This window comes from Streptomyces sp. x-19 (genome assembly GCF_046549115.1).
GTDB classification, from domain to species: domain Bacteria; phylum Actinomycetota; class Actinomycetes; order Streptomycetales; family Streptomycetaceae; genus Streptomyces; species Streptomyces albulus_C.
This window is the reverse complement of sequence record NZ_JAJPWK010000028.1, coordinates 41,859-61,036: the sequence shown is the minus strand read 5'-3', so window position 1 is coordinate 61,036 and position 19,178 is coordinate 41,859. Positions and strand designations below refer to the sequence as shown.

General features: G+C 69.9%; 17 protein-coding genes and 1 pseudogene. 13 read left to right on the top strand and 5 right to left on the bottom strand.

Translation table 11 applies throughout. The features are described 5' to 3' along the window. Positions 1-50: 50 nt before the first annotated feature. On the bottom strand, positions 51-926 hold the full coding sequence (locus ACLJT4_RS36435; protein WP_411129141.1) for a helix-turn-helix transcriptional regulator: 876 nt from the start codon (positions 924-926) through the stop codon (positions 51-53). A gap of 480 nt (positions 927-1,406) precedes the next feature. Between ACLJT4_RS36435 and ACLJT4_RS36430 the strand changes: the two genes are divergently transcribed. Next, positions 1,407-2,312 carry an NAD(P)H-binding protein gene (locus tag ACLJT4_RS36430; RefSeq protein WP_411129139.1) on the top strand — a complete coding sequence of 302 codons (906 nt, stop codon included), beginning with the start codon at positions 1,407-1,409 and terminating at the stop codon, positions 2,310-2,312. Positions 2,313-3,372: 1,060 nt separating this feature from the next. Here the strand turns inward: ACLJT4_RS36430 and ACLJT4_RS36425 are convergent. Then, positions 3,373-3,996, bottom strand: a complete 624-nt coding sequence (locus tag ACLJT4_RS36425; protein ID WP_411129201.1) for a hypothetical protein — start codon at positions 3,994-3,996, stop codon at positions 3,373-3,375. A 104-nt stretch (positions 3,997-4,100) separates the two neighbouring features. After that, positions 4,101-4,774 (bottom strand): annotated as a pseudogene (locus ACLJT4_RS36420) (hypothetical protein); the annotation flags it as partial. A 275-nt stretch (positions 4,775-5,049) separates the two neighbouring features. On the opposite strand from ACLJT4_RS36420, the gene ACLJT4_RS36415 reads away from it, so the two are divergent. The 4 genes from ACLJT4_RS36415 to ACLJT4_RS36400 all read left to right on the top strand — a co-directional run bounded on the left by ACLJT4_RS36415 (position 5,050) and on the right by ACLJT4_RS36400 (position 8,714). Next, on the top strand, positions 5,050-5,337 hold the full coding sequence (locus tag ACLJT4_RS36415; protein WP_411129137.1) for a hypothetical protein: 288 nt from the start codon (positions 5,050-5,052) through the stop codon (positions 5,335-5,337). A gap of 495 nt (positions 5,338-5,832) precedes the next feature. Continuing rightward, a complete protein-coding gene (locus ACLJT4_RS36410) occupies positions 5,833-6,444 on the top strand; it encodes a hypothetical protein (protein ID WP_411129135.1) in 612 nt (203 codons plus the stop codon). A 716-nt stretch (positions 6,445-7,160) separates the two neighbouring features. Further along, on the top strand, positions 7,161-8,279 hold the full coding sequence (locus ACLJT4_RS36405) for a lipid II:glycine glycyltransferase FemX (protein ID WP_411129133.1): 1,119 nt from the start codon (positions 7,161-7,163) through the stop codon (positions 8,277-8,279). A gap of 93 nt (positions 8,280-8,372) precedes the next feature. Further along, positions 8,373-8,714, top strand: a complete 342-nt coding sequence (locus ACLJT4_RS36400) for a hypothetical protein (RefSeq protein ID WP_411129131.1) — start codon at positions 8,373-8,375, stop codon at positions 8,712-8,714. On the opposite strand, the gene ACLJT4_RS36395 is transcribed toward ACLJT4_RS36400, so the two are convergent. Then, positions 8,709-10,007, bottom strand: a complete 1,299-nt coding sequence (locus tag ACLJT4_RS36395; protein WP_411129129.1) for a hypothetical protein — start codon at positions 10,005-10,007, stop codon at positions 8,709-8,711. The genes ACLJT4_RS36400 and ACLJT4_RS36395 overlap by 6 nt on opposite strands. Positions 10,008-10,366: 359 nt before the next feature. Between ACLJT4_RS36395 and ACLJT4_RS36390 the strand changes: the two genes are divergently transcribed. From ACLJT4_RS36390 to ACLJT4_RS36360, 7 genes are all read left to right on the top strand, one after another. After that, a complete protein-coding gene (locus tag ACLJT4_RS36390; RefSeq protein ID WP_411129127.1) occupies positions 10,367-10,606 on the top strand; it encodes a hypothetical protein in 240 nt (79 codons plus the stop codon). Continuing rightward, positions 10,579-10,728: a hypothetical protein gene (locus ACLJT4_RS36385; RefSeq protein WP_411129125.1), complete on the top strand. Its 150-nt coding sequence runs from the start codon at positions 10,579-10,581 to the stop codon at positions 10,726-10,728. The genes ACLJT4_RS36390 and ACLJT4_RS36385 overlap by 28 nt, the downstream gene beginning before the upstream one ends. Positions 10,729-10,950: 222 nt before the next feature. After that, on the top strand, positions 10,951-11,646 hold the full coding sequence (locus ACLJT4_RS36380) for a TetR/AcrR family transcriptional regulator (RefSeq protein WP_411129123.1): 696 nt from the start codon (positions 10,951-10,953) through the stop codon (positions 11,644-11,646). A gap of 244 nt (positions 11,647-11,890) precedes the next feature. Next, complete coding sequence (locus tag ACLJT4_RS36375) at positions 11,891-13,033, top strand: FAD-dependent oxidoreductase (RefSeq protein WP_411129121.1); 1,143 nt, start codon at positions 11,891-11,893, stop codon at positions 13,031-13,033. Positions 13,034-13,097: 64 nt separating this feature from the next. Further along, positions 13,098-13,850: an alpha/beta fold hydrolase gene (locus ACLJT4_RS36370; protein ID WP_411129119.1), complete on the top strand. Its 753-nt coding sequence runs from the start codon at positions 13,098-13,100 to the stop codon at positions 13,848-13,850. A gap of 459 nt (positions 13,851-14,309) precedes the next feature. Next, a complete protein-coding gene (locus ACLJT4_RS36365) occupies positions 14,310-14,612 on the top strand; it encodes a SpoIIE family protein phosphatase (protein ID WP_411129117.1) in 303 nt (100 codons plus the stop codon). 1,393 nt (positions 14,613-16,005) lie between these two features. Next, a complete protein-coding gene (locus ACLJT4_RS36360; RefSeq protein ID WP_411129115.1) occupies positions 16,006-16,242 on the top strand; it encodes a hypothetical protein in 237 nt (78 codons plus the stop codon). 1,210 nt (positions 16,243-17,452) lie between these two features. Here the strand turns inward: ACLJT4_RS36360 and ACLJT4_RS36355 are convergent. Further along, positions 17,453-17,803, bottom strand: a complete 351-nt coding sequence (locus tag ACLJT4_RS36355; protein WP_411129113.1) for a hypothetical protein — start codon at positions 17,801-17,803, stop codon at positions 17,453-17,455. A gap of 625 nt (positions 17,804-18,428) precedes the next feature. On the opposite strand from ACLJT4_RS36355, the gene ACLJT4_RS36350 reads away from it, so the two are divergent. After that, complete coding sequence (locus tag ACLJT4_RS36350; protein WP_411129111.1) at positions 18,429-18,824, top strand: hypothetical protein; 396 nt, start codon at positions 18,429-18,431, stop codon at positions 18,822-18,824. Positions 18,825-19,178: the final 354 nt, after the last annotated feature.

The window sequence follows — 19,178 nt, the reverse complement described above, 5'->3', positions numbered from 1 at the left end:
GGCTTTGGCACGGTCCACAACCGTTGTGGGCGGGGCGTGGGCAAATCTTCTTACGTCGTGAGGTCAGCAGCTTCCGGGCTCGACCGGCTGAACGGCGGCGCCGGGGATGCCAGGCGGAGCAGGGCGTTCGAGGTCGCGTCGTCCGCCGGGTTGAAGGCCCAGATCCTGTGACCGTCGCTTCCCGGCAGTTCCAGGACGTGCTGGTCGAGTACGAGCGATCCGACCCTTGGGTGTTGGAACAGTTTGTGGTCGATCGCCTTCTCGTAGAGGTGGTGCTCGGCCCAGGCGGTTGTGAAGACATCACTGTGTGCGGCCAGTTCCTTCAACAGCTGTGTCAGGCGGGCCGACCCCGCTTCGGAGCCGGCCTGTGCGCGTAGGGTCGCCACCATGCAGCGGGCGAGTTCGGGCCACTCAGTGAAGAATGCCTGTGCTCCGGGGGCGAGGAACACCAGGCGGGCATAGTTGTCCCTGGGCTCCATCCCTTCGTGGAGAAAATCGCCGAGTGCGTTGCTGCCCACGATGTCGAGCCATCGGTTTACCAGCAGGGCGGGCACCGTCATGGAACCGAGCAGCTGGTCCACGGCCTTCAGCCGATCCCCGTCCATACGGGGCGTCTCCCCGCCCACAGCAGTTCCTGTAGCGGTGAGTTCCCGCAGGTAACGCGCCGCGACGGTGTCCAGCAGCAGTGCCTGACACAGGCCCTCCACCACCGCGCGGGACGGTCGGCGTTCCCTCCCCTGCTCAAGGCGCACGTAGTAGTCGGTGCTGATCCCGGCCAGGAGCGCCACTTCGTCTCGCCGCAGTCCCGGCACCTGGCGCTGTGCCCCCACGGCCAGCCGGTGTTGTTCAGGCCGCGCTGCATTCCGTCTGGCACGAAGGAAGGCCGCCAGTGGCCCGCCTCCGCTGTGCCCTCTTGAAGCCTCCATACCGCCAGGATAGGGACGCGAGTGTTCACTGTGGTGGGAGACGGTCGCGAGCTGCGCCGCCACGGCCGCGCGGTTCCGGCTGTGCCGCGCAGGTCGAGATCAACATGCGACGCAGGGCATCGACGCCGCCTAAAGCTGCGGGCAGGGGCACGCTCGCTGAGCAAGTCGTCGAGCCGGCTGCGCGGCCCTGGTGACCGCACAGCCCTCGCCTGGACGAGAGGTGTGCCGGCTCTCAGAGCGAAGAGGCCCGGCCGGTGCCAGCCGGCGCGGCTGAGGTTCCGGGGTGCGGGGTGGGTGCGCCACTCATACCCGTCCGGTTTGCCGGGGGGCTAGCGTTTCGAATGCCTGCCGAAAGGTCCGGATCCCAGCCGCGCGACGGCCCTGCTTCCTTGGCCCACCCCGGGAAGGAGCCATGGCGCCGTGTGAGCACGGCTGGCTTCCCAGGCATCAGTACAGACCGCCAGGAAGAGAGATACATCGATGTTCGTCATCACCGGCGCCAGTGGCCGCACCGGGCGGGCCGCCGCAGTGCACTTGCTCTCGGCCGGACACCGCGTCCGAGCCGTCGGTCGGTCGGCCTCCCGGCTCACCGATCTCGCCGCGCGGGGCGCCGAGGTGTGGGAGGCCGACCCGAGCGACTCGGCCGCGCTGACGGATGCCTTCCGTGGCGCGGACGGCATCTACGCGGTGATCCAGCCCAACTACATCCCCGATCACCCCGACTTCGGTGCCTTCCAGGACCAGGTGGCGGCCTCCCTGACCAGGGCAGTCACCGAGTCCGGTGTGACCCGCGTCGTCGGACTCAGCAGCTGGGGAGCCCGGCATCCCCAAGGTACCGGCCCGGTCATGGGGCTCCACCGCTTCGAGCAGCGCCTCTCGGCCGCCCCGGGAGTCGACACGCTGTGGCTGCGGGCCGGCTACTTCATGGAGAACCTGCTGGACCACGTCGGCACTGCCAGGTCCCACCACCGCATCAGCGCCCCCTTCGAGCCCGATCTCCCTCTCCCCTTTGTCGCCACTCCCGATGTCGGGGCCCAGGCCGGGGAACAACTCGCCACCGGGGCCTGGCACGGTACGGAGGTGCTGGAGCTCCAAGGGGAACGCGACGTGAGCATGCGGGAAGCCGTGGGCGTGATCGCGAAAGCTGTGGGTGCAGATGACGTCACCTACACACAGACCAGCCTCGCCGACTTCCACTCGAAACTCCGCAGCGAAGGCGTGTCCCTCAACGTCGCGGACATGATGGCCGAGGTCGGCGAAGCCGTTAACTCCCGGCACATGCGGACGGAGCAGCCGCGTACCGCTCGCACCTCCACTCCCACCTCCATCGAACAGTTCATCGAGGAAGAATTCGCCCCCCGCTACCGCGCAGCCCGACCGGATTGAAAACCCTGGGGGCCCACCGCGGCGGGGAGGGTGAGCGTCACGGGGCCTCCCAGGTCTCCCTCCAGCCGTTCCACAAGCTTCGGTTCGACGGACGTGCGCAACCGTCACTCCTGCGCTTCGAGCGCTGCTCACCGCGGGCGCGTACGGGCGCCTGCGCCAGGGCCGGGGGGCTGCTGGCCCGCACGCGAGGTCGAGGTGGACGGGCCGGTAGGGGCGGCCGCGCTGTAGGTTCTCGGCCTGCTGCTCGTCAGCTTGTCCGTTGCCGCCCGGCGTCGGTCGTCGCCGTGCTGTTCGTCGGCTTAGCGATTGTTGCTCGGTGTCCTTGTTCCGCTCCGGCCGGCTCGCCGGGCAGTGGCGCGGATGCGGCTCGTGCTTCGGGCGGGGGTGTCGGAACTTCTGGTGCTGGGGTCGTGGGGTTGGTCCGTCTTGTCCCCCGAGATGCGGCCGGGCCCACGCCGTCACACTGCGGGCCCGGCCCCTGTTCATCGTCGTGTTGGCGTTGCTTCCCGGTGGGTTGGTACTGCGCAGTGCAACCCGATGTCGTGCTCCAGGGATGTGGGGGCGTGGCCGTCGTGGAGGAGCGTTGTGACCGCCGGGGCCGGAGTACCTGCTGGGCTGCACGGCAGCGAACAGGCTTCGGGCTGACGGTCCCGTCGCGGGCGGCAGCTCGGCACCTGTCCGGTCGCTGGTGTCGGCGAGGGCCGTGGGGTCGGCACTGCGACGACGGGCCGTCGCTGAACAGGGCGCCGACGGCCCGGCCGCCGGCGCCGGTGCTGACTCGCCGGGCCGGCCCAGGACCGGCCGACGTGTCGGTCGCCGGGAAGTGGTCCCGACTGCCGGCTGGCGGTTGGCCTCTGTGGACCGTTCGGCCTCCGACGCCGCCCCGTTCCCTGCCGTCGTCCCCAGTCCCACGGCCCTGGGCGCTCGTCGTGCCGCCGCTGCGACACGGCTCTCTCGCCCCTCCTGTGGTTCTCGGTCGCCTGGTCGCGTTTCGAGGCCGGTCCGCTGTCCGACCGTTCGATGTGGACTACCGGTAGTTCGTTAAATCCGGCGGTAGAGGTCATTGCCGTGTCCTGTGGTGACCGCGTCGATCAGGGCCTGGAGCTCGGATGGTGGGTCTGTGTCCGTCCAGGCTCGCCACCATCGGGTGAGGGTGATGGCGGGGGTGAGCCAGGAACGGATGGCGCGTAATGCCCTGGGCCAGCATGGCTGTTGGGGCTGGTGGGGTTCGGCTGAGCCCCCTCTCTGGCCCTTCGTCGGGGCAGGGGTCCGGCGCGGTGGCCTCCAGGGGCCCGGGTGGGGCGAAACACTGGTCCCAGCAGAAGGAGAAGGCGCAGTTGACCAGGGTCTGGTGACGGCGGATGGCGCGGTCGGAGCGGACTTGGAAGTCGGCCCAGCCGAGTTCGTCCTTGATCTGCTTGTAGCTCTGCTCGATCCACGGCCGCAGGCCGTAGAGGCGGACGATCTCGGCGAGGTCGGCCGGCGAGTGTGGGCTGGTGGAGGCGTGGGGTGCGTCGGGGTGGGACAGGTTGGTGGCCAGGTACCAAGTGGCCTTCTCAGGCAACGTAGCCGGGTCGGTGGTGGCCACGACCAGCCGGCAGGGCGAGTCAGGTCCGTAGCCGCTCAGGCGGGTGTCAGCGGCCCACCAGGTCTCGGTGTGCCCGTCACAGAAGTGACGCTCCACGGGCGTCCAGTCGCTGGGACGCCTGGCATCCTTCCAGACCAGGGCGTGAGCTGCTTCGATGGGTGTGTGTGGTTGGTCGGCCGGAGCCCAGGTGCCGCGGTGTGTGTGAAGTAGGCGCGGGCCTGGTTGTACTGGCGTGCGTCGAAGTGGATCCAGCCGGTGAGCCGGGCGAGTTCGGCCGCGACCCCGTACAAGTCGTTCTTGAGGGTCCTGGACTTGCTCTCGCCCAAGAGTCCTACGACGTAGCGGAGTTGTCCGACCACCGCTGGTCGCAGCGTTTCGCCGCCGTGCTGGTCGTCGCGCCGCCAGTAGTCCTGGATTGATGCCCGTAGCGCCTTCAGGGTGGACGGGCTCGGATCGGGTGTCGAAGTCAGGGCAAGGATGCTGTCAACGTCGGCCCCGGGAAGGTCCACGGGCTTCGGCTGCTCCGGCAGCAGCGACGGAGATTCGGCTGCCGGCTCCCGCTCGGTCACGGTGAGGGCCAGAGGGGTTTCCTATGTCCGGCGGGCCAGCCCCAGCATGTGGCCAGGGATGCGCAGGCCGTCCGCGATGCGTTCGACCACGTCCATGTGCTGCAAGCGGCGTTCCCCGGCGATCACTTCGCCGACGCGGCTCGGGGTGAGATCACAGAGGCGGGCGATCATCGACGGGTAGAGGCCGGCCTGCTTCTTCACCAGCCGGAACACGCTGCTGAAGTCCCGGACCCGGCAGGCGTCGATCATCTCGGGTCGGTGAGCAGCCTGGCGGGAAGTTCGCGTGGCTGGGCTGACTTCGGCATGCGGCTGGCTCCCGCCGTTGAAGCTACGCGATGTCGCTCATCATCTACGGCGGGTGATGTTACCCAAGTTGGGTAATCAGCTGGGCCCTTGGCGGCGGTGCCCGCGTCGCGATGCTGCTGTGCATCGGTTCCGGGCGGCTGCGACGTCTCCCGGCCTCAACAGCCCCTTGACCGGGAGGGCCAAGATGACAAGGACCAGCACCAGAACCCCGGCCGTCCTCTACGTCTGCGTAACCCGTAGCGGTCAGCCCCGTGGCTTAGCTGAGCAGCGGGCCGTGGAGGAAGGCCACAGCTTCGCCGAGAAGCACGGCTTGCAGATCAAGGCGGAGATCTCCGACCCGTACGGGGAGCCGAACCCCTGCCTGCGCTCGGGGTGGCGGCTGGTGAGGGAGATGGCGGAGCGCGGTGAGGTCGACGTCGTCCTGACGCGCTGGCCGACCGCGCTGTCGTCAGAGTCGGAGCTGCGGTACCCGGAGCTGGATCACCTGGGACGCCACGGTGCGCAGCTGTTCTTCACCTGGGCGCCGTTGAGCGCGATGGCTGGCAGCGGAGCGGCGCGGTGAGCGGCCGGCATGCGAAGGAGAAGCCGTCCCGTCCTGGGCTCGCCGTGGCTTTGTTGGGGCCCTGGGCCTGACGCCACCCGCCCTCCTGATCGGCGGGGCAGCGTGGGTTGACAGTGCTCCGGCGCCGGTCTCCCGGGCCGATGTCGGCTTCCACACGGCGTCGGCCGTGCAGGAGGGCTCCGCGGTCGTCCGTTCGGTATCCGGGTGGGCCCATGAGTAGGCGCCCGAAGCGCGGCGTGCCGTCCGAGCTTCTGCCCCTCGGGGACGGGCCCACGGACGCTGACGAAGAGGCGGTGAGGAGGTTGGTGGCTCGCTCGGCGCAGGGCCGTGACGACTGCCGGACCCTTCTCGACGTTCTGGGGCTGTTGCGGTCGGCGCCGGTGGACCGGGGGCTGCTTGAGCGCGAGCCCTCCGTACGAGATCGGATCGAGGGGCATCGGGCCTCTGATGTTGAGGAGTTCAAGAGTGCCTGAGTGCGCGGCCCGGAAGCCGTCGGTGGTGCCCTACGTCCTGTCCTGGTCGGACGAACGCGTGGTTCCTGAGAGGGCGTTGACCATCAAGTGGGACGCGGCCGGCCCGAAGCTTGGCTACAAGGACGAACGCCCGTCAGACCGTGTGGGGCGCGACCAGGTGCTCTGGGCGCGGATGACGAACCAGCCCGGCGCGGGACGGCCCGCCTACGACTCCATGCATCCGGGGCGCCAGTGCTACGCGATGCGGTGGATGAAGTGTCAGGTCTGCGGCGAACCGGCTTCCCGGGACAAGGATGGTTGGCTGTTCCTGGATTGGCGCAAGGAGCACGATCCGCCGACCTGGCCTGAGGGCTCCGTGCCGGCCATGCCGCCGCTGTGCGACGTGCACGCCCGAACGTCGATGGCCGAATGCCCGCACCTGAGGAGTACGGAGTTCCTGGTCCTTCGGGTCCGCGCGCCTCGCATCTGGGGCTATTCCGGGGCGCCTTACAGGCTGACTTCCGTCGGCTGGTCGGTGGGCGAGCATGACGCTCTTTGCCCCGCCGGCGATCCAAGCCTGAGTGCGGTGCTCGGATCACGGCTTTACCGCGAACTGTGCAATGTCACGGTTGTCGGGAGGGTGTGCGCCACCTGACCACACGGCCGGATTGCCGGCCTTGGACGAGAAATGAGACAGGACCGCCCTGAGCCTGGCAGCACGGGGGCAGTCCGGACCGGCGGGCGCCCGAGGGACCATCCCTCGGTGAAGGCCCTGAGTTGTCTCCACTGCCGTTCTTCTTCCGCGTTGCGGTTGCGGAGTACGGCCTCGTCGAGGTACGGGTGACGGCGGCGAGGACCAGGCGCTGGAGCTCGACCGGGGCGAGCGCCTCGTCCTCCCACTGCACTGGCTGGCCAGGGTCGAGCCCGTACCGGTGGGCAAACCCTGCCCAACACGCGTCGCCTGCCTTGCCCACGGCCGCGGGCAGCTTGTACTCGCGCAACTGGTCGTGAGTGCGCAGGACGCGCTCCACGCGCCTCCAGCAGGTGGTGCGCACAACCCAGTCCCGTTCAACGTCGGCGCCCGAGGCGTCGAAGCCGCCGACGTTTCTCCGGGGCGCCGCGAGTGTGCGGAAGAAGTCTTCGCAGCTCAGAAGAGCCGGGACGGCCACAGCGCGTGCAACACGTGTGGTGCACAGAGCCCCGCGCAAGGTTCACTCGTCGGGAAGCCGTCCGGGGGCAGTGTCGGACGGCCCGTTGCGTGTTGATGAAGCGATGCGTTCGAGACGTCCGCGATGAACACGTGTGTGTACGAAGCCCTGGAGGTGCCGTATGCCTCAGTAGGCTGGTGCGTCGAGGAAAGGAGCGCTGCGCATGAGCTTTCGCTTGAAGGCGATCAGCCGCGAGGACCATCTGGCCTTCGTCCGGGCCCGGCCCTCGGTGAGTCACATGCAGGTGCCCTCGTGGGGTGATGCGAAGCCGGACTGGCGAGCGGAGAGCCTGGGCTGGTTCGACGAGAGCGACCGCCTCGTCGGAGTGGGGCTGGTGCTGATGCGGCCGTTGCCGAAGCTGAAGCACCTCGCTTATCTGCCGGAGGGGCCGATCATCGACTGGGGCGCGCCGGGTCTGGAGCGGTGGCTTGAGCCGATGCTCGCGTACTTGAAGGGGTGGGGTGCGTTCTCGGTGAAGATGGGGCCGCCCGTGGTGGCCCGACGTTGGAGTGCCGAGGCCGTCAAGGCCGCCATCGCCGATCCGCAGGCCCGCCGGCTGCGCGACGTGGAGGCCACCGTGCACGAGCCGCTGGCCTTCGACCTCGTCGACCGGCTGCGTCGGCTGGGCTGGCAGCAGACAGAGCCCGGCGGCGAGGACGGCTTCGCTGCCGGCCAGCCGCGCTACGTCTTCCAAGTACCCTTCGCAGGGCGATCGTTGGAGGAGATCCAGCGGGGCCTCAATCAGCAGTGGCGGCGCAACGTCAAGAAGGCGGAGAAGGCTGGCGTCAAGGTCGTCCAGGGCGGCTACGAGGACCTGCGCGTTTTCTACGACCTCTACGTGGAGACCGCCGAGCGGGACCGCTTCATGCCGCGCCCGCTGCCCTATTTCCAGCGCATGTGGACCGCGCTGAGGGCCGAGGACCCGGACCGCATGCGCCTTTACCTCGCCCATCACGAGGGCGAGGTGCTCGCGGCGGCCACGATGCTGACCGTCGGGGCGCACGTTTGGTACTCCTACGGTGCCTCCACCAGTCGCAAGCGGGAGGCCCAGCCGAACAACGCGATCCAGTGGCGGATGATGTCCGACGCCCACGCGCTCGGTGCAGGCGTCTACGACTTCCGCGGCATCACCGACACCCTGGAAGAGAGCAACCACCTGCTGGGGCTCCTGCGGTTCAAGGTCGGCACCGGCGGCGAGGCCGTTGAATACCTCGGCGAGTGGGACTTCCCGCTCAACAAGGTGCTGCACAAGGCCCTCGACCTCTACATGTCCCGGCGCTGACACTGCGGCCGCGTCGCTCGACAGGTCAGGGCGCCGGCTCGGGCTCTCGCGGATCGCGCGCCGTTCTGCTTCTTCGTGTGCGAGGGCCCGCTGGTGGACCTCGGGATCGCGGTGGTCCTCGGTGGCCTCGCGCACGACCACGGCCAGGATATCGGGCGGCAGGGCCTCGGCCTGGGTGGTGCCGGCGCCGGAGAACGAGCGCCGGTCGGTCGCCTGTGGTGGAGCGGTCGGCAGGTGGCGCGCGTTCCACGGAACGTACCGCGCGTTCATGTGAAGGACGTTGGCACCAACCCGGAGGTGATCGTCACGGTGATGCGCCGCGCCGTCGAGCTGATGGCACAGTTCCCCGCCGCGAACATCATCATCGGCGAGGGGCGGGAGGTCACCCAGTCGGTCTCTCGGCTTTTCTTGGGGCAGTTCAGATCCGTTTCATGACACGTCGTTCGCGCGATCGGGCCCTGCGGGTTCGCGGTGCGCCTGGAATCCAGGGGCGTTTTGCGAGGTGACCAGTGCGCCGAGGATTAGGGAGGCGTCGCGCCGACGGGAGGCGATGAGGACTGTGCGGTCACGGTCCTGGCATTCGATAACGGCACCATCGATTCCGAAGGTGGATTGCCAGGAAGCGGTCTCGTCGGGCCCGAACGATCGGACACACCGTACGGTCAGCGTCTCGGGAAACGTCCTGCGGGCAAAGCGCCCATCGGGGTCCGGTGTGGCTGCGGGGCGCCCGTCTCCCACCACCAGGTGGTCGAAGCCGGACACGCTGTAGGGCACGTCTCCGTGGACGGTCGCGCGTACGCACTGCTTTTGGTCGGGCGGTACTGGGACGATGTCACTGGTGTCCGCGGCACGGCGCATACGACATGCCGTCCACCATGTGAACAGGGCGGACAGGATCGCGGTAGGCAGAGCGCCGACCGCCACTGTCGTGAACGCGTCCCGGACATCGTTCACGAGGAAGCTCACGGTGAAGCCGAGACAGCCGAGGATGAGAACCGTGACGAGGCCGCTGCTGAGCTGCCAAGAAGCGGTTGGTGTGGCGGAGGCGGAGCGGTAGCGATGCAACCAACTGATCGACAGCATGCAAAGCCCGATGGACAATGCCAGGAAGCCGAAGGCCGCCGGAAGCCGCCCGTCGTCGGCCGGTGACCTCCAGGCGTCCTGGGCGGCGGATCCGAACTTCACCGTGCGGACCTCACCATGCCAGTAGGTCAGGGTCACCTCGTCACCCGCGTGTACAGCGCCGAACACAGATGACAGCCCGTCCATGCGCACACGCCGCACGGTGTCCGAACCGCGTTCGGTGAGTAGGAGCCAGTGACGGACGTTCTTGCCGCTGGGCTCGTCCTCCGTTCCCTTGACGATTGCTGGCACCGTCGTCGTGCACGAGTCGGACCATACGCCGGTCGGGCAGGCAGACGCTGCGGCGAACGCACGATTGCTCGCCTCCGCGCTTGGCACAGTAGCGAACAGCCCTACCGAGGCCAGCACAAGCAGCAAACCGAAGCCGACGAACAGCCTCAACTTCCGTGGGCGGGGCGTTCTCGCAATGCCGTCTTTCATCCCGCTATCCCCTCTTGCAGCGCCCGGCCACTGCCGATTGTCATCCTGCACATTCTCCCCGGAACCTTGCACCCTGATGTCCCGGGGTGCCCCGTACCAGCGCATACGCCCCATTGAGAACGTCTCGCTGCCGCACAACACACCGACGAAATCGTCCTCGCGCACGATGTTGTGCTCCTCGGGGGCGATTCGCTTTCCGGCCGTAGGGTGCGCCGTGAGGTAGACGTTCAGAGAGAGGAATGACCGTGGGAGACGTGCAGTTGGCGTGGCAGCGATTGGTGAACGAATGCACCGGCGACTGTGTCGTCGGTCCTCGCTCCCGCTGCGCCGGTAGCGATCACCGCGGCTGAGGAGCGCATGGGCGTCGGATGGCCGTCGCCGGCCTCGCGGCCGGCGACGCCGATCTGAATCACCCACCGTGATTTGAACCTTCGCCGCGCCGTTCGAGATCCACTTCCGAGACCCGCCCTTAAGGACGGGGGCCTGCCAGGGCCCCGTCTCACACCCGTGAAGGAGCTGGGCTGATGGCCAAGAAGGTCGAGCAGGAGGCGCAGGTCGAAGCGGTTGTGGCGGGGGTGGCGTGCCGTCGTCCGGGCACGGAGTCTCCGTGTGCGGATGGTCAGCATGTTCAGCGGCGCGGGGGCCGGGTGTGCGCCGCGGTGGTCGACGGGGCCGGCCATCACGCCGCGGTCGTCGCCTGCGCTGCCATCGCGCCGGCGGTGATCACGCACACCGCATGGTCATGGGCGGCCTGGCCGGGTTGACCACGGCCGGGCAGATGGCGCACGCCTACGATGTCCCGCCGCACGCCAGCGCCGTCTACGCCTGCATGGAGCCGGGCTGGCCGACCAGCGTGCACTGGATCGGGGACTTCCCTGATGGTTGAGCGAGTTCAAGCGTCAGGGGAGGCGTTGGTTGAACGAGTGGCATGTGGTGTGTGTGCCGGATCCGGAACGCTGGGGGACGCTGCCGCCTGAGGAGGTTCTGGGGGTACCGGACCTGCCGGCGGCGGTCTCCCGGATCGGCCTGCGGCCCGGGGATCCGGTGTTCGTGGCGCCGGACGGCTGGGTCGACCGGGATCTGCGAACACGCTCGTTACGATCGGGTTATGACTGTGGGAAGAGAGCCGATCAGCCGCCGGGAGCGTCCGGCGAAGCCAGCCCTGTCCCGGCGCTGGATTGTGGACACCGCCGTGCGGATCATGCGGGCGGAGGGGCTGGGGAAGGTCACGATGCGTCGCCTGGCGAAGGAGCTGGATACCGGCCCGGCGTCGCTGTACGTCTACGTCGCCAGCACCGCCGAGCTGCACGCAGCGGTGCTGGATTCCCTGCTCGGCGAGGTCGACTTGACCGGGTGGGACGGCGGTGAGGACTGGCGCGAGCAGCTCCGTGCTGTCGTGACGTCGTACACCCAGGTGCTGTTCGAGCATCCGCAGCTCGCGCGGGCCGCGCTCGTCGCCCGCCCGAGCGGCGAGAACTACCTGCGTCTGGTGGAGCGCCTCCTCGACCTCCTTGCGCAGAGCGGGGCCGGCCATGAGCAGGTCGCCTGGGGGGTGGACAAACTCCTCCAGGACGCGACAGCCACCGCTGCCGAGCACGCGACGCGTGAGCACGACCCCGCCTCCGAGGACGACTGGAACGCCACCGTGCGTGCACTGCATGCCGTGGACGCCACCACGTACCCGGCGATCACCGCGCACATGCCCGCCCTGATCGGCGGCTCGGTGCCGGACAGGATCCGCTGGAGCTTCGACGTCCTCGTCAACGGCATCACCCGCACACCCGTCCCGGGCGCAGCGGACTGATCCTGGGGCGGGATGCCCGCCCCGGCGGCGGACGCAGCCCGGGAGTACGGAGGGTTCTCCGCGCCGCCTGCCGCTCCTCGCGACGAACTTGTTCGCAACGAACGTGTTCGGTACGGTGAGGGGCGAGTGGCCGAGGCAACCTCTTGCCGCCCGCTGCGCACGCCGCCCCTGCGAGGAGCCTTGCGGCGTCGGCGGCGATGACTCGGCGCACCGAGGCGTTTCCCCTACTGCTTTCGGAGGCCCCATGAGCACCAGTCATTTCCCGATAGCGATCATCGGCGCAGGGTTGGGCGGCCTGACCGCCGCCCGTGTCCTGCACGTCAACGGCATCGAGTCGGCGATCTTCGAACTGGAGGCGTCCGCGGCGGCCCGCACCCAGGGCGGGATGCTCGACATCCACGAGAACAACGGGCAGAAGGCCCTGCACGCCGCCGGCCTCCACGACGACTTCCTCAAGATCGTCCACGAGGGCGGTCAGGCCATGCGCCTGCTCGGCCCCGACGGCACGGTGCACGTGGCCGAGGAGGACGACGGCACCGGCGGCCGGCCGGAGGTGGACCGCGGCGACCTGCGGGACCTGCTGCTGGGCTCCCTGCCCGACGGCACGATCCACTGGGGCCGCAAGGTCACCGGTGCCCGGGCGCTGGGCGAGGGGCGCCACGAGGTGACGTTCGCCGACGGCTCGGCCATCACCACCGATCTCCTGATCGGCGCGGACGGCGCCTGGTCGCGGATCAGGCCGCTGGTCTCGAGCGCCTCGCCCGCCTACACCGGTATCTCCTTCGTCGAGACCGACCTCTTCGACGCCGACACCCGCCACCCGCGCAGCGCCGCGGTCATCGGCGGCGGGTTCTTCATCGCCCTGGGGCACGAGCGCGGTGTCCTCGCGCACCGGGAGAGCGACGGCAGTCTCCACGTCTATACCGCGCTCAAGGTCGACGAGGGCTGGCTGGACACGGTCGACTTCACCGATCAAGCCGCTGCCAAGGCCGCGGTCCTCGCCCGCTTTGAGGGCTGGGACGAGGGCCTGCGCGGCCTGGTCGCCGACGCGGACACGATCACCCCGCGCCGTATCCACGCCCTGCCCGTCGGCCACCGCTGGGACCGTGTCCCGGGCGTGACGCTGCTCGGTGACGCCGCCCACATGATGTCCCCCTTCGCCGGTGAGGGCGCCAACCTCGCCATGCTCGACGGCGCCGAACTCGCCCTGGCCCTCGCCGCCCACCCCGGCGACATCGAAGCCGCCCTGGCCGCGTACGAGGAGGCCCTCTTCCCGTGCAGCGAGGCGGCCGCCGCCGAGTCCGCCGCCAACCTGGACACGATGTTCGGCGAGCGCGGCCTGGAGCAGACGGTCGAACTCTTCACCTCTGGCCCGGCAGCCCGGTGAGGCCCGCGCTCACGGACGCCGCGCCCTCAGCCACCGAGCCCCCCGCATCCAGGAGGAGGAACTCATGACCGCATCCCCGCAGCGCACCATTCCGGTACGGCCCGGCCTCGACCTCGACGTGCGCGAGGCCGGCACCCGAGGCGGCCAGGTCCTCGTCCTGCACGGCGGCCCCGGCCCCTCCAGCATCTCGCCCCTGATCGGCCACCTCGCACCGGATCACAGGGTGGTCGCGCCCACTCATCCGGGCTGGGAGGGCACCGTACGGCCCGACGACCTGGACTCCGTACCCGCGCTCGCCGCTGCCTACCTGGACCTGCTCGGCCACCTCGGGCTGAACGACGTGACGGTGATCGGCGCGTCCTTCGGTGGCTGGGTGGCCACCCAGACCGTCCTAGACGATCGCGAGGGTCGGATTTCCCGGCTTGTCCTCATGGACGCCATCGGCCCCGTCATACCCGGCCAGCAGGTCACCGTGCCCGCCGGGCCACCGGCTCCGGCGGCCGCAGGATCGGCGCCGCAGGGCGGACCGTTCGCGCAGTCGATGGCTGCCATGCGCGCCTATGCGGGGCCGGGCATGGGAGACGCCGGCATGCTGCCCCGCCTTTCCACTGTCACCTGCCCGGTGCTGGTGATCTGGGGCGCCGACGACGCAGTCGTCACCCCGGACTTCGGCCGCGCCTACGCCGCGGCGTTCCCTCACGCGCGGTTCGAACTCATCCCCGGTGCAGGACACCTGCCCATCCGCGAGAAGCCCGAGACCGTCTTCCCCCATCTCGACTCCTTCCTCACCCCCCGCCCCTCGGCCACCGGCCACTGAACCGCTGCCCTCTGACTCCCCGTCCGCGGGCCGACACCGGCGTTGTCCTCGACACGCGGGTCATCACGCGCTGTCGCCGAACGACCCGCCCCCGGGGCGGGCAGCCAACTGCTCAGCTGCACGAGGGCATTGTGCACAGAGGAGCAGATCAATCGCGTCCGGTGACGCGAGAGGACCAGCGCCGGTGCCGGTCATGCGGTGTGCCGGGGCCCCGCGGCGCGGTGCCATCGGTTGGCGATCCGCCATCTTGATCAAACTCAGGACCGACCACGGTTGCACCCCACCTCTGGCTGTCATTCCCACGCGGGAGTCTGGGGCTTCAGCAATCGAACATAACGACTTGCCAGGGAAGGGGACTGCCGCGCCTACTGCTGGAAGGGGGGCGCGCTCACCCAGTGGACCACCGACCAGACGAGGGGCCAGTGGCTGCGGTGGAACGGTGGCAAGACCGTCGAGCTCGTGCCCGCCGCGGTTGCGGAGCCCCAGGACAATTGGGCACGCCTGGGGCTGGCACAGGCCGGCGCGGCCACGTGCCGCCAGGTGAAGATCCCCGAGGAGATCCGCTTGGTGCTACTCGTCTCGGATGGGGTCTCGGATCAGGTGGACCAGGAGACGGCGGAGGAACTGTGCCGCGCGCACCACGACGATCCGCAAGCGCTGACGGACGCACTGGTTGCCGCTGCCGCTGCCGCTGCCGACGACGACGCGGACGGTTACCGCGACGACGCAACCGTCCTCGCGCTCCTACGCTGCACCAGCTGACGCTCCAACACCGTGTTCATGGCGGCCTCGGCCCCTGACGGGTGACCAACCCAGCCGGCCGCCGAGCGGTACCGCGCCGCGTTCTTCCCGGGCACGACGAGTGCGGTGGGACGCGGTTCCGCTGCGCTCCCTCCGATGGGCCATGAGGAGGACACTCAGTAGTACGGGGTCCATGCCGGTTGCATGCCTCAGCGCTGCGCGGTGGCGTGCGGGTGTGGTGGCGGCTCACTGGCCGGAGACGTCGAGTTCGCGGAGCAGGTGGTAGTCCGCAGAGGTGCCCGGTCGACCGAGTCTGAAGAGCGGAGTTGAGCAGCCGCGCAGTCCGCTGCGCCTGTTGCTGGATCGGGAGTTGTCCGCCGGCCCTTACGCGGTCCGTGCTCCGGTTCCATCGGCGTCGAGCAGCAGCGCCCCCTCGGCGCACATCCACAACAGCGGGATCGTCTCGCGGCTGGCGGCCGTCCGCTTGGCCACCGGCTTCGCCGTCGTTGCGCTGTCCCGTCGGTCCGCGCGGCCGCGTCTCCTGCCCGCCTGCCGCGTCCTGTCGCGGCTCGCTCGCCCGCCAGTCGCGGCCGGCGCGCGGCCCGGGCTGTCGCCAGCCTGCCGTCGCACCGTAGCCCGGGCGCTGCGGTGGGCGAGCCTCGCTGTTTCGGTGCTGCGGCTGGCCCGCCGGCCTCTTGGTCGCACCCACCACTGTTGGAGGCGTACGTGAGCACCACAGACGTGAACACCTCGCCCGACATCGCGGCTCCCACCGCAGCGGAGGCCTTCGCCTTCGCTGACCTGGAGATCGGCGCGACTGCCGTCGAGCAGTGGCCGCACGCTGACCCCGACGTCGGCCCAGCAGGCGTACGTGCAGCGCACGGACGCGCTGATCGAACGGGAAGCGGCCCAACTGCGGTTCCTGGCAGAGGCCAGCCGCCCCGCGTCTGCCCGGAGGCCGGCGTGCGACGAGGCGTGCTGTTCACCGACGCCGTCACCGGCCCGTGCCCAGCTCCTGCTGGAACAGCCGCACAACAGCACCGATCTGCTCACCGGGACCGTTCAGCCGGACCGTGCTCACTCTGGCCGCGTCCCGCGCGGACCCGGAGACCGGCCGTGCTGTTCGTTCGTGGCTCGTGTTGCCGCAGCGGGCTAAGGGGTGTCTTCATATGCCACGCCCACGTCAGGAGCGATGCGGGGATGATCCCTCCAGCAGTGACATCTGTGCAGGTCAGCGGCGGGTGCGACCTTAAAGTGGGTGGCACTTGCCCAGCGCATTAGTCATCCGTTAGTGGAACGTCACCTTGGTCTTCGAAGCTGACTGCCGTCCGGGAACGAGACGGAATCCCGGAGCGTGGATCCACACGCCGTTGAGCGTGCACGCAATGCACCTGCACAAGAGGAGAGAAGATATATGCGCAAGTTCCAGCGCACCGCAGTCGTCGCCGCCGGCCTCCTGGCCCTCTCCGGCATCTTCGCCGGAGCCGCGCAGGCTGCCGATCTCCAGACCATGGAAACGCAGGGCGACTACCAGACGGACTGCCACACTGACCAGACCCAGCAGGAACTGGACAGGGCGGTGGGGCACCACGTCACCATCGACCACTGCGAGGCTGACGGCCCCGGCGGCATGGTCATCTACTACTCCTGAGCCCGGGAGGCCGGTGACGTCGAGCGTCCTTTGCTGACGCCGCCGCCCTATCCGGCTTCCTCTTCTCGGTGCGCTCGGCGAAGAGCTGGACCGTGGAGACGAACTGCGAACGGCGGCCCCTACGCCCGGGGCGGAGGAGCCGCCTTCGTGCTGCGAGGAAGCTTCCCCGTTCGTTGACGTCCCACCCCGCCGCGTGGAACTGCTCCTGTCTGGCGACCGCCAGAAACACCGGATTCGCCGTGGTACATCCCGAAGTCAGCTCTTCGCCGTATCCCCCGGCAGCGCGAACAGGTCGGTAAGTCAGCGTTCTCGGACCAGCGGTGGCTTCTCCTCACTGGCCGACAGCCCTGACGACACGTCCTAGCTAGGCGGTGCCGCCTCGCCGCTCGGCCGCCGGCCGCCCCGCCGCCGGCTGCCCCGCCGTCCACCCGTCCGGCTGGCCGGTGTCGCCCGTCCGCCGCCCGTCCGCCGTCCGGCGGTAGTTGGGCCGCCGCTGCCTGGCCGCTGGCCGACATCGCTGTCCGTCCGCCCGCCCGTCCGTCTGCTCCGCCTGGCCGTCGTCCGGCCGCCCGGCGCCCGGATTCGGCGAGCGGCCGCCGGCGGCCCGCGCCGTCGTTACGCTGTCCCGCCGTTCCACGGTCGCGTCGCCTGCCCGGCCCCGCCGCCTCCCGCTTCCCGGCGCCCGCCCGGCCGCCCGGCCGCCCAACTACCGTCGCCTGGCCTCCCCGCCGTTCGTCGCTCGGCCGCCGCCGTCCGGTCGGCCTGGGGCGGGCGGGCGGCCGTCGGCGGTGTCCGCTGTCGTGGGCCGGCTGCTCGCGCCCAGCTCCGCCCGCCGGTGCGGGCCGCTTTCTCGCGGCGGGCGTCGGTCCGCGCGGCCGAGCTCGCCCCGGCGGCCCGGCCGCCTGCCGTCGTTTCGCTGCTGTGGTGTCGTGGCTTGCCTGCGGCGCCGGACATGACGTATCAGGCCCGCGCCTTCGCTGGGATCCGAGCGCCATGCACATCGTTCGCCGCGGCGAGCCGCCTCGCCATCTCTGACCGGGCCGCCCGTGCCCGCCGCGCCTCGCGCTCGACGAGCTGGCCGGCGACGTTCGAGTCAGCGACCCCCGCAGCGGGAGCTGCTCGGCGAGGCGCCCGGCAGGCCGGGCGCTGGCAGGGCCTGAGGAATCCGCCGCGGGTCGGAGCGCCTCGTGCTCGTCGAGCCGGTGACGGTCTATCTCCGGCCCTCCCGTCGCCGGTCGAGAGAGCCGATGGTGAGCGCTACGCCCACCAAGCTGACAAGCCCGCCGGCGGCGGTGAAGACCTGGCTGCCAACCTGCCAGATCAAAGCCGTCCGAGGGTGGGCCAGGGCCAGCGCCGCGCAGACGATGGCGACCAACGCGAGCAGCAAGCAGACCACTGCCACGCGACGCAGTCGGGAACGCGGCGGGGCCTCCGTCACGGCGTTCGCGGGGGTGGTCGTCGGCGGCGCGGTGGCAGCGAAGACGTTGTGGTCACCGCCGTAGGCGGGGCCATGGTTGGTGAAAAAGTTGACAGTGGTGGGACAGCAGGAGACTCCCGCCACGTGCGGCGGGCCACCTGCGGGCGCCTGGAGGGCCTCCAGGGGATGCGGCGCGGCGGTCGTGAGCGGGCGGGGACGGCGAGGGATACGGCGGCGTACCAGGGGCCGACACGTGAGGCAGGGCCGGGTGGACAGGCGCCTGACGGGTCATCGGGGTGGTCCTCTCTCTGCTCTCTTCGTTGACTGTGTCGAGCCCGGGCGGGCGCGGCGGGGCCACCGTCGCCGTGATCCTCCGGCAAATCCACTCTTCGCGAATGTCGCGCAACTCCTACTTCCCTCAAGGGAGCTGACGGGATTCGCGAGAAGCGGACACAGGCGCCATGAGGTGCTCGCGGTCGGTGACGAAAGCACCATGCGGGAGCGGTGGGTTAGCCGCGCAAGGAGCTCAGGCGGCGCTGATCCCAGCGTCACCATTGGTCCGTGGCATTCGATAGCTGACGGCAGGACTTCGCCGCACCTCATCCAAGCGACCACCCAAGACGTGTAGCACCCCTCACGACCCACCAAAGTCATATGTGGTGCATCACGGTGATTCCGTGGTGGGCCATGTGTGATCGCCACCGCCCCGAGGTGTCGGGGTGTCAGCCGGCCCGCACCACGGCCGGGCCGCGGTCCTGCGGCGGGAGAGTTGCTCGTCGAGCCGGCCGGGCGCCGGCGCGCTGATCGCGCCGGCGTCCTGGTGGATCTCGCGGCTGGCGTCCGGCGGGCGCTGGCCGCCGGCTTGTCGGTGGTGCTGCGGGGAGCCCAGCCCGGGCGCCGGGCCGGCAGCGCTCTGCTGACCAGCGGGGTGGCAGAGCAGCCACGCGACGACGAACAGGTGGGGCTGGCGGCGAAGAGCACGGCGGGCGAACGGCAATGGTGGTGGGCACGGGAGCGGAGCCGCGAGGCGGCGCTGGCGCAGCAGCCAGATCGGCAGGCGGCGCCGATGGTGGCCCGGCCGGCTGCTCTGGCTGCGGCCGGCCGGGCTTTGGAGGCGAAGCCGCACTACTGCGGCTTCCGGGTGGGTAGCGTCGTTCAGCCGTAGATCGATCACAGGGGAGGAACCGGTCCTGAAGTGGAGCCCGACGGGGTGGGGAGCGAAGATCGTGGAAGGGGAGCGGGAGTATTCGCTGCCGGTGGAGAAGTGGGGGCCGAAGGACGAAGCGATGGTCGCGATGCGGGGCAACCCCCGGCTGGTCCCCGTCACGAAGGTGCCGGGGTTCAAGGAACTGGTGCCGTACCACCGGGTGTCTCGGTCCTGCCGGCCGCTCCCGGATGGACGGTGCAGGCCGACCAGTTCGGGCCCTTCGCGCCGTACACCGCGCCCATCACCGCCTGGGTGATGGACGGGGAGGGCATCTTCTGGGCCGTCATCGGCGTCAGCGAGCCCGAGGACGGG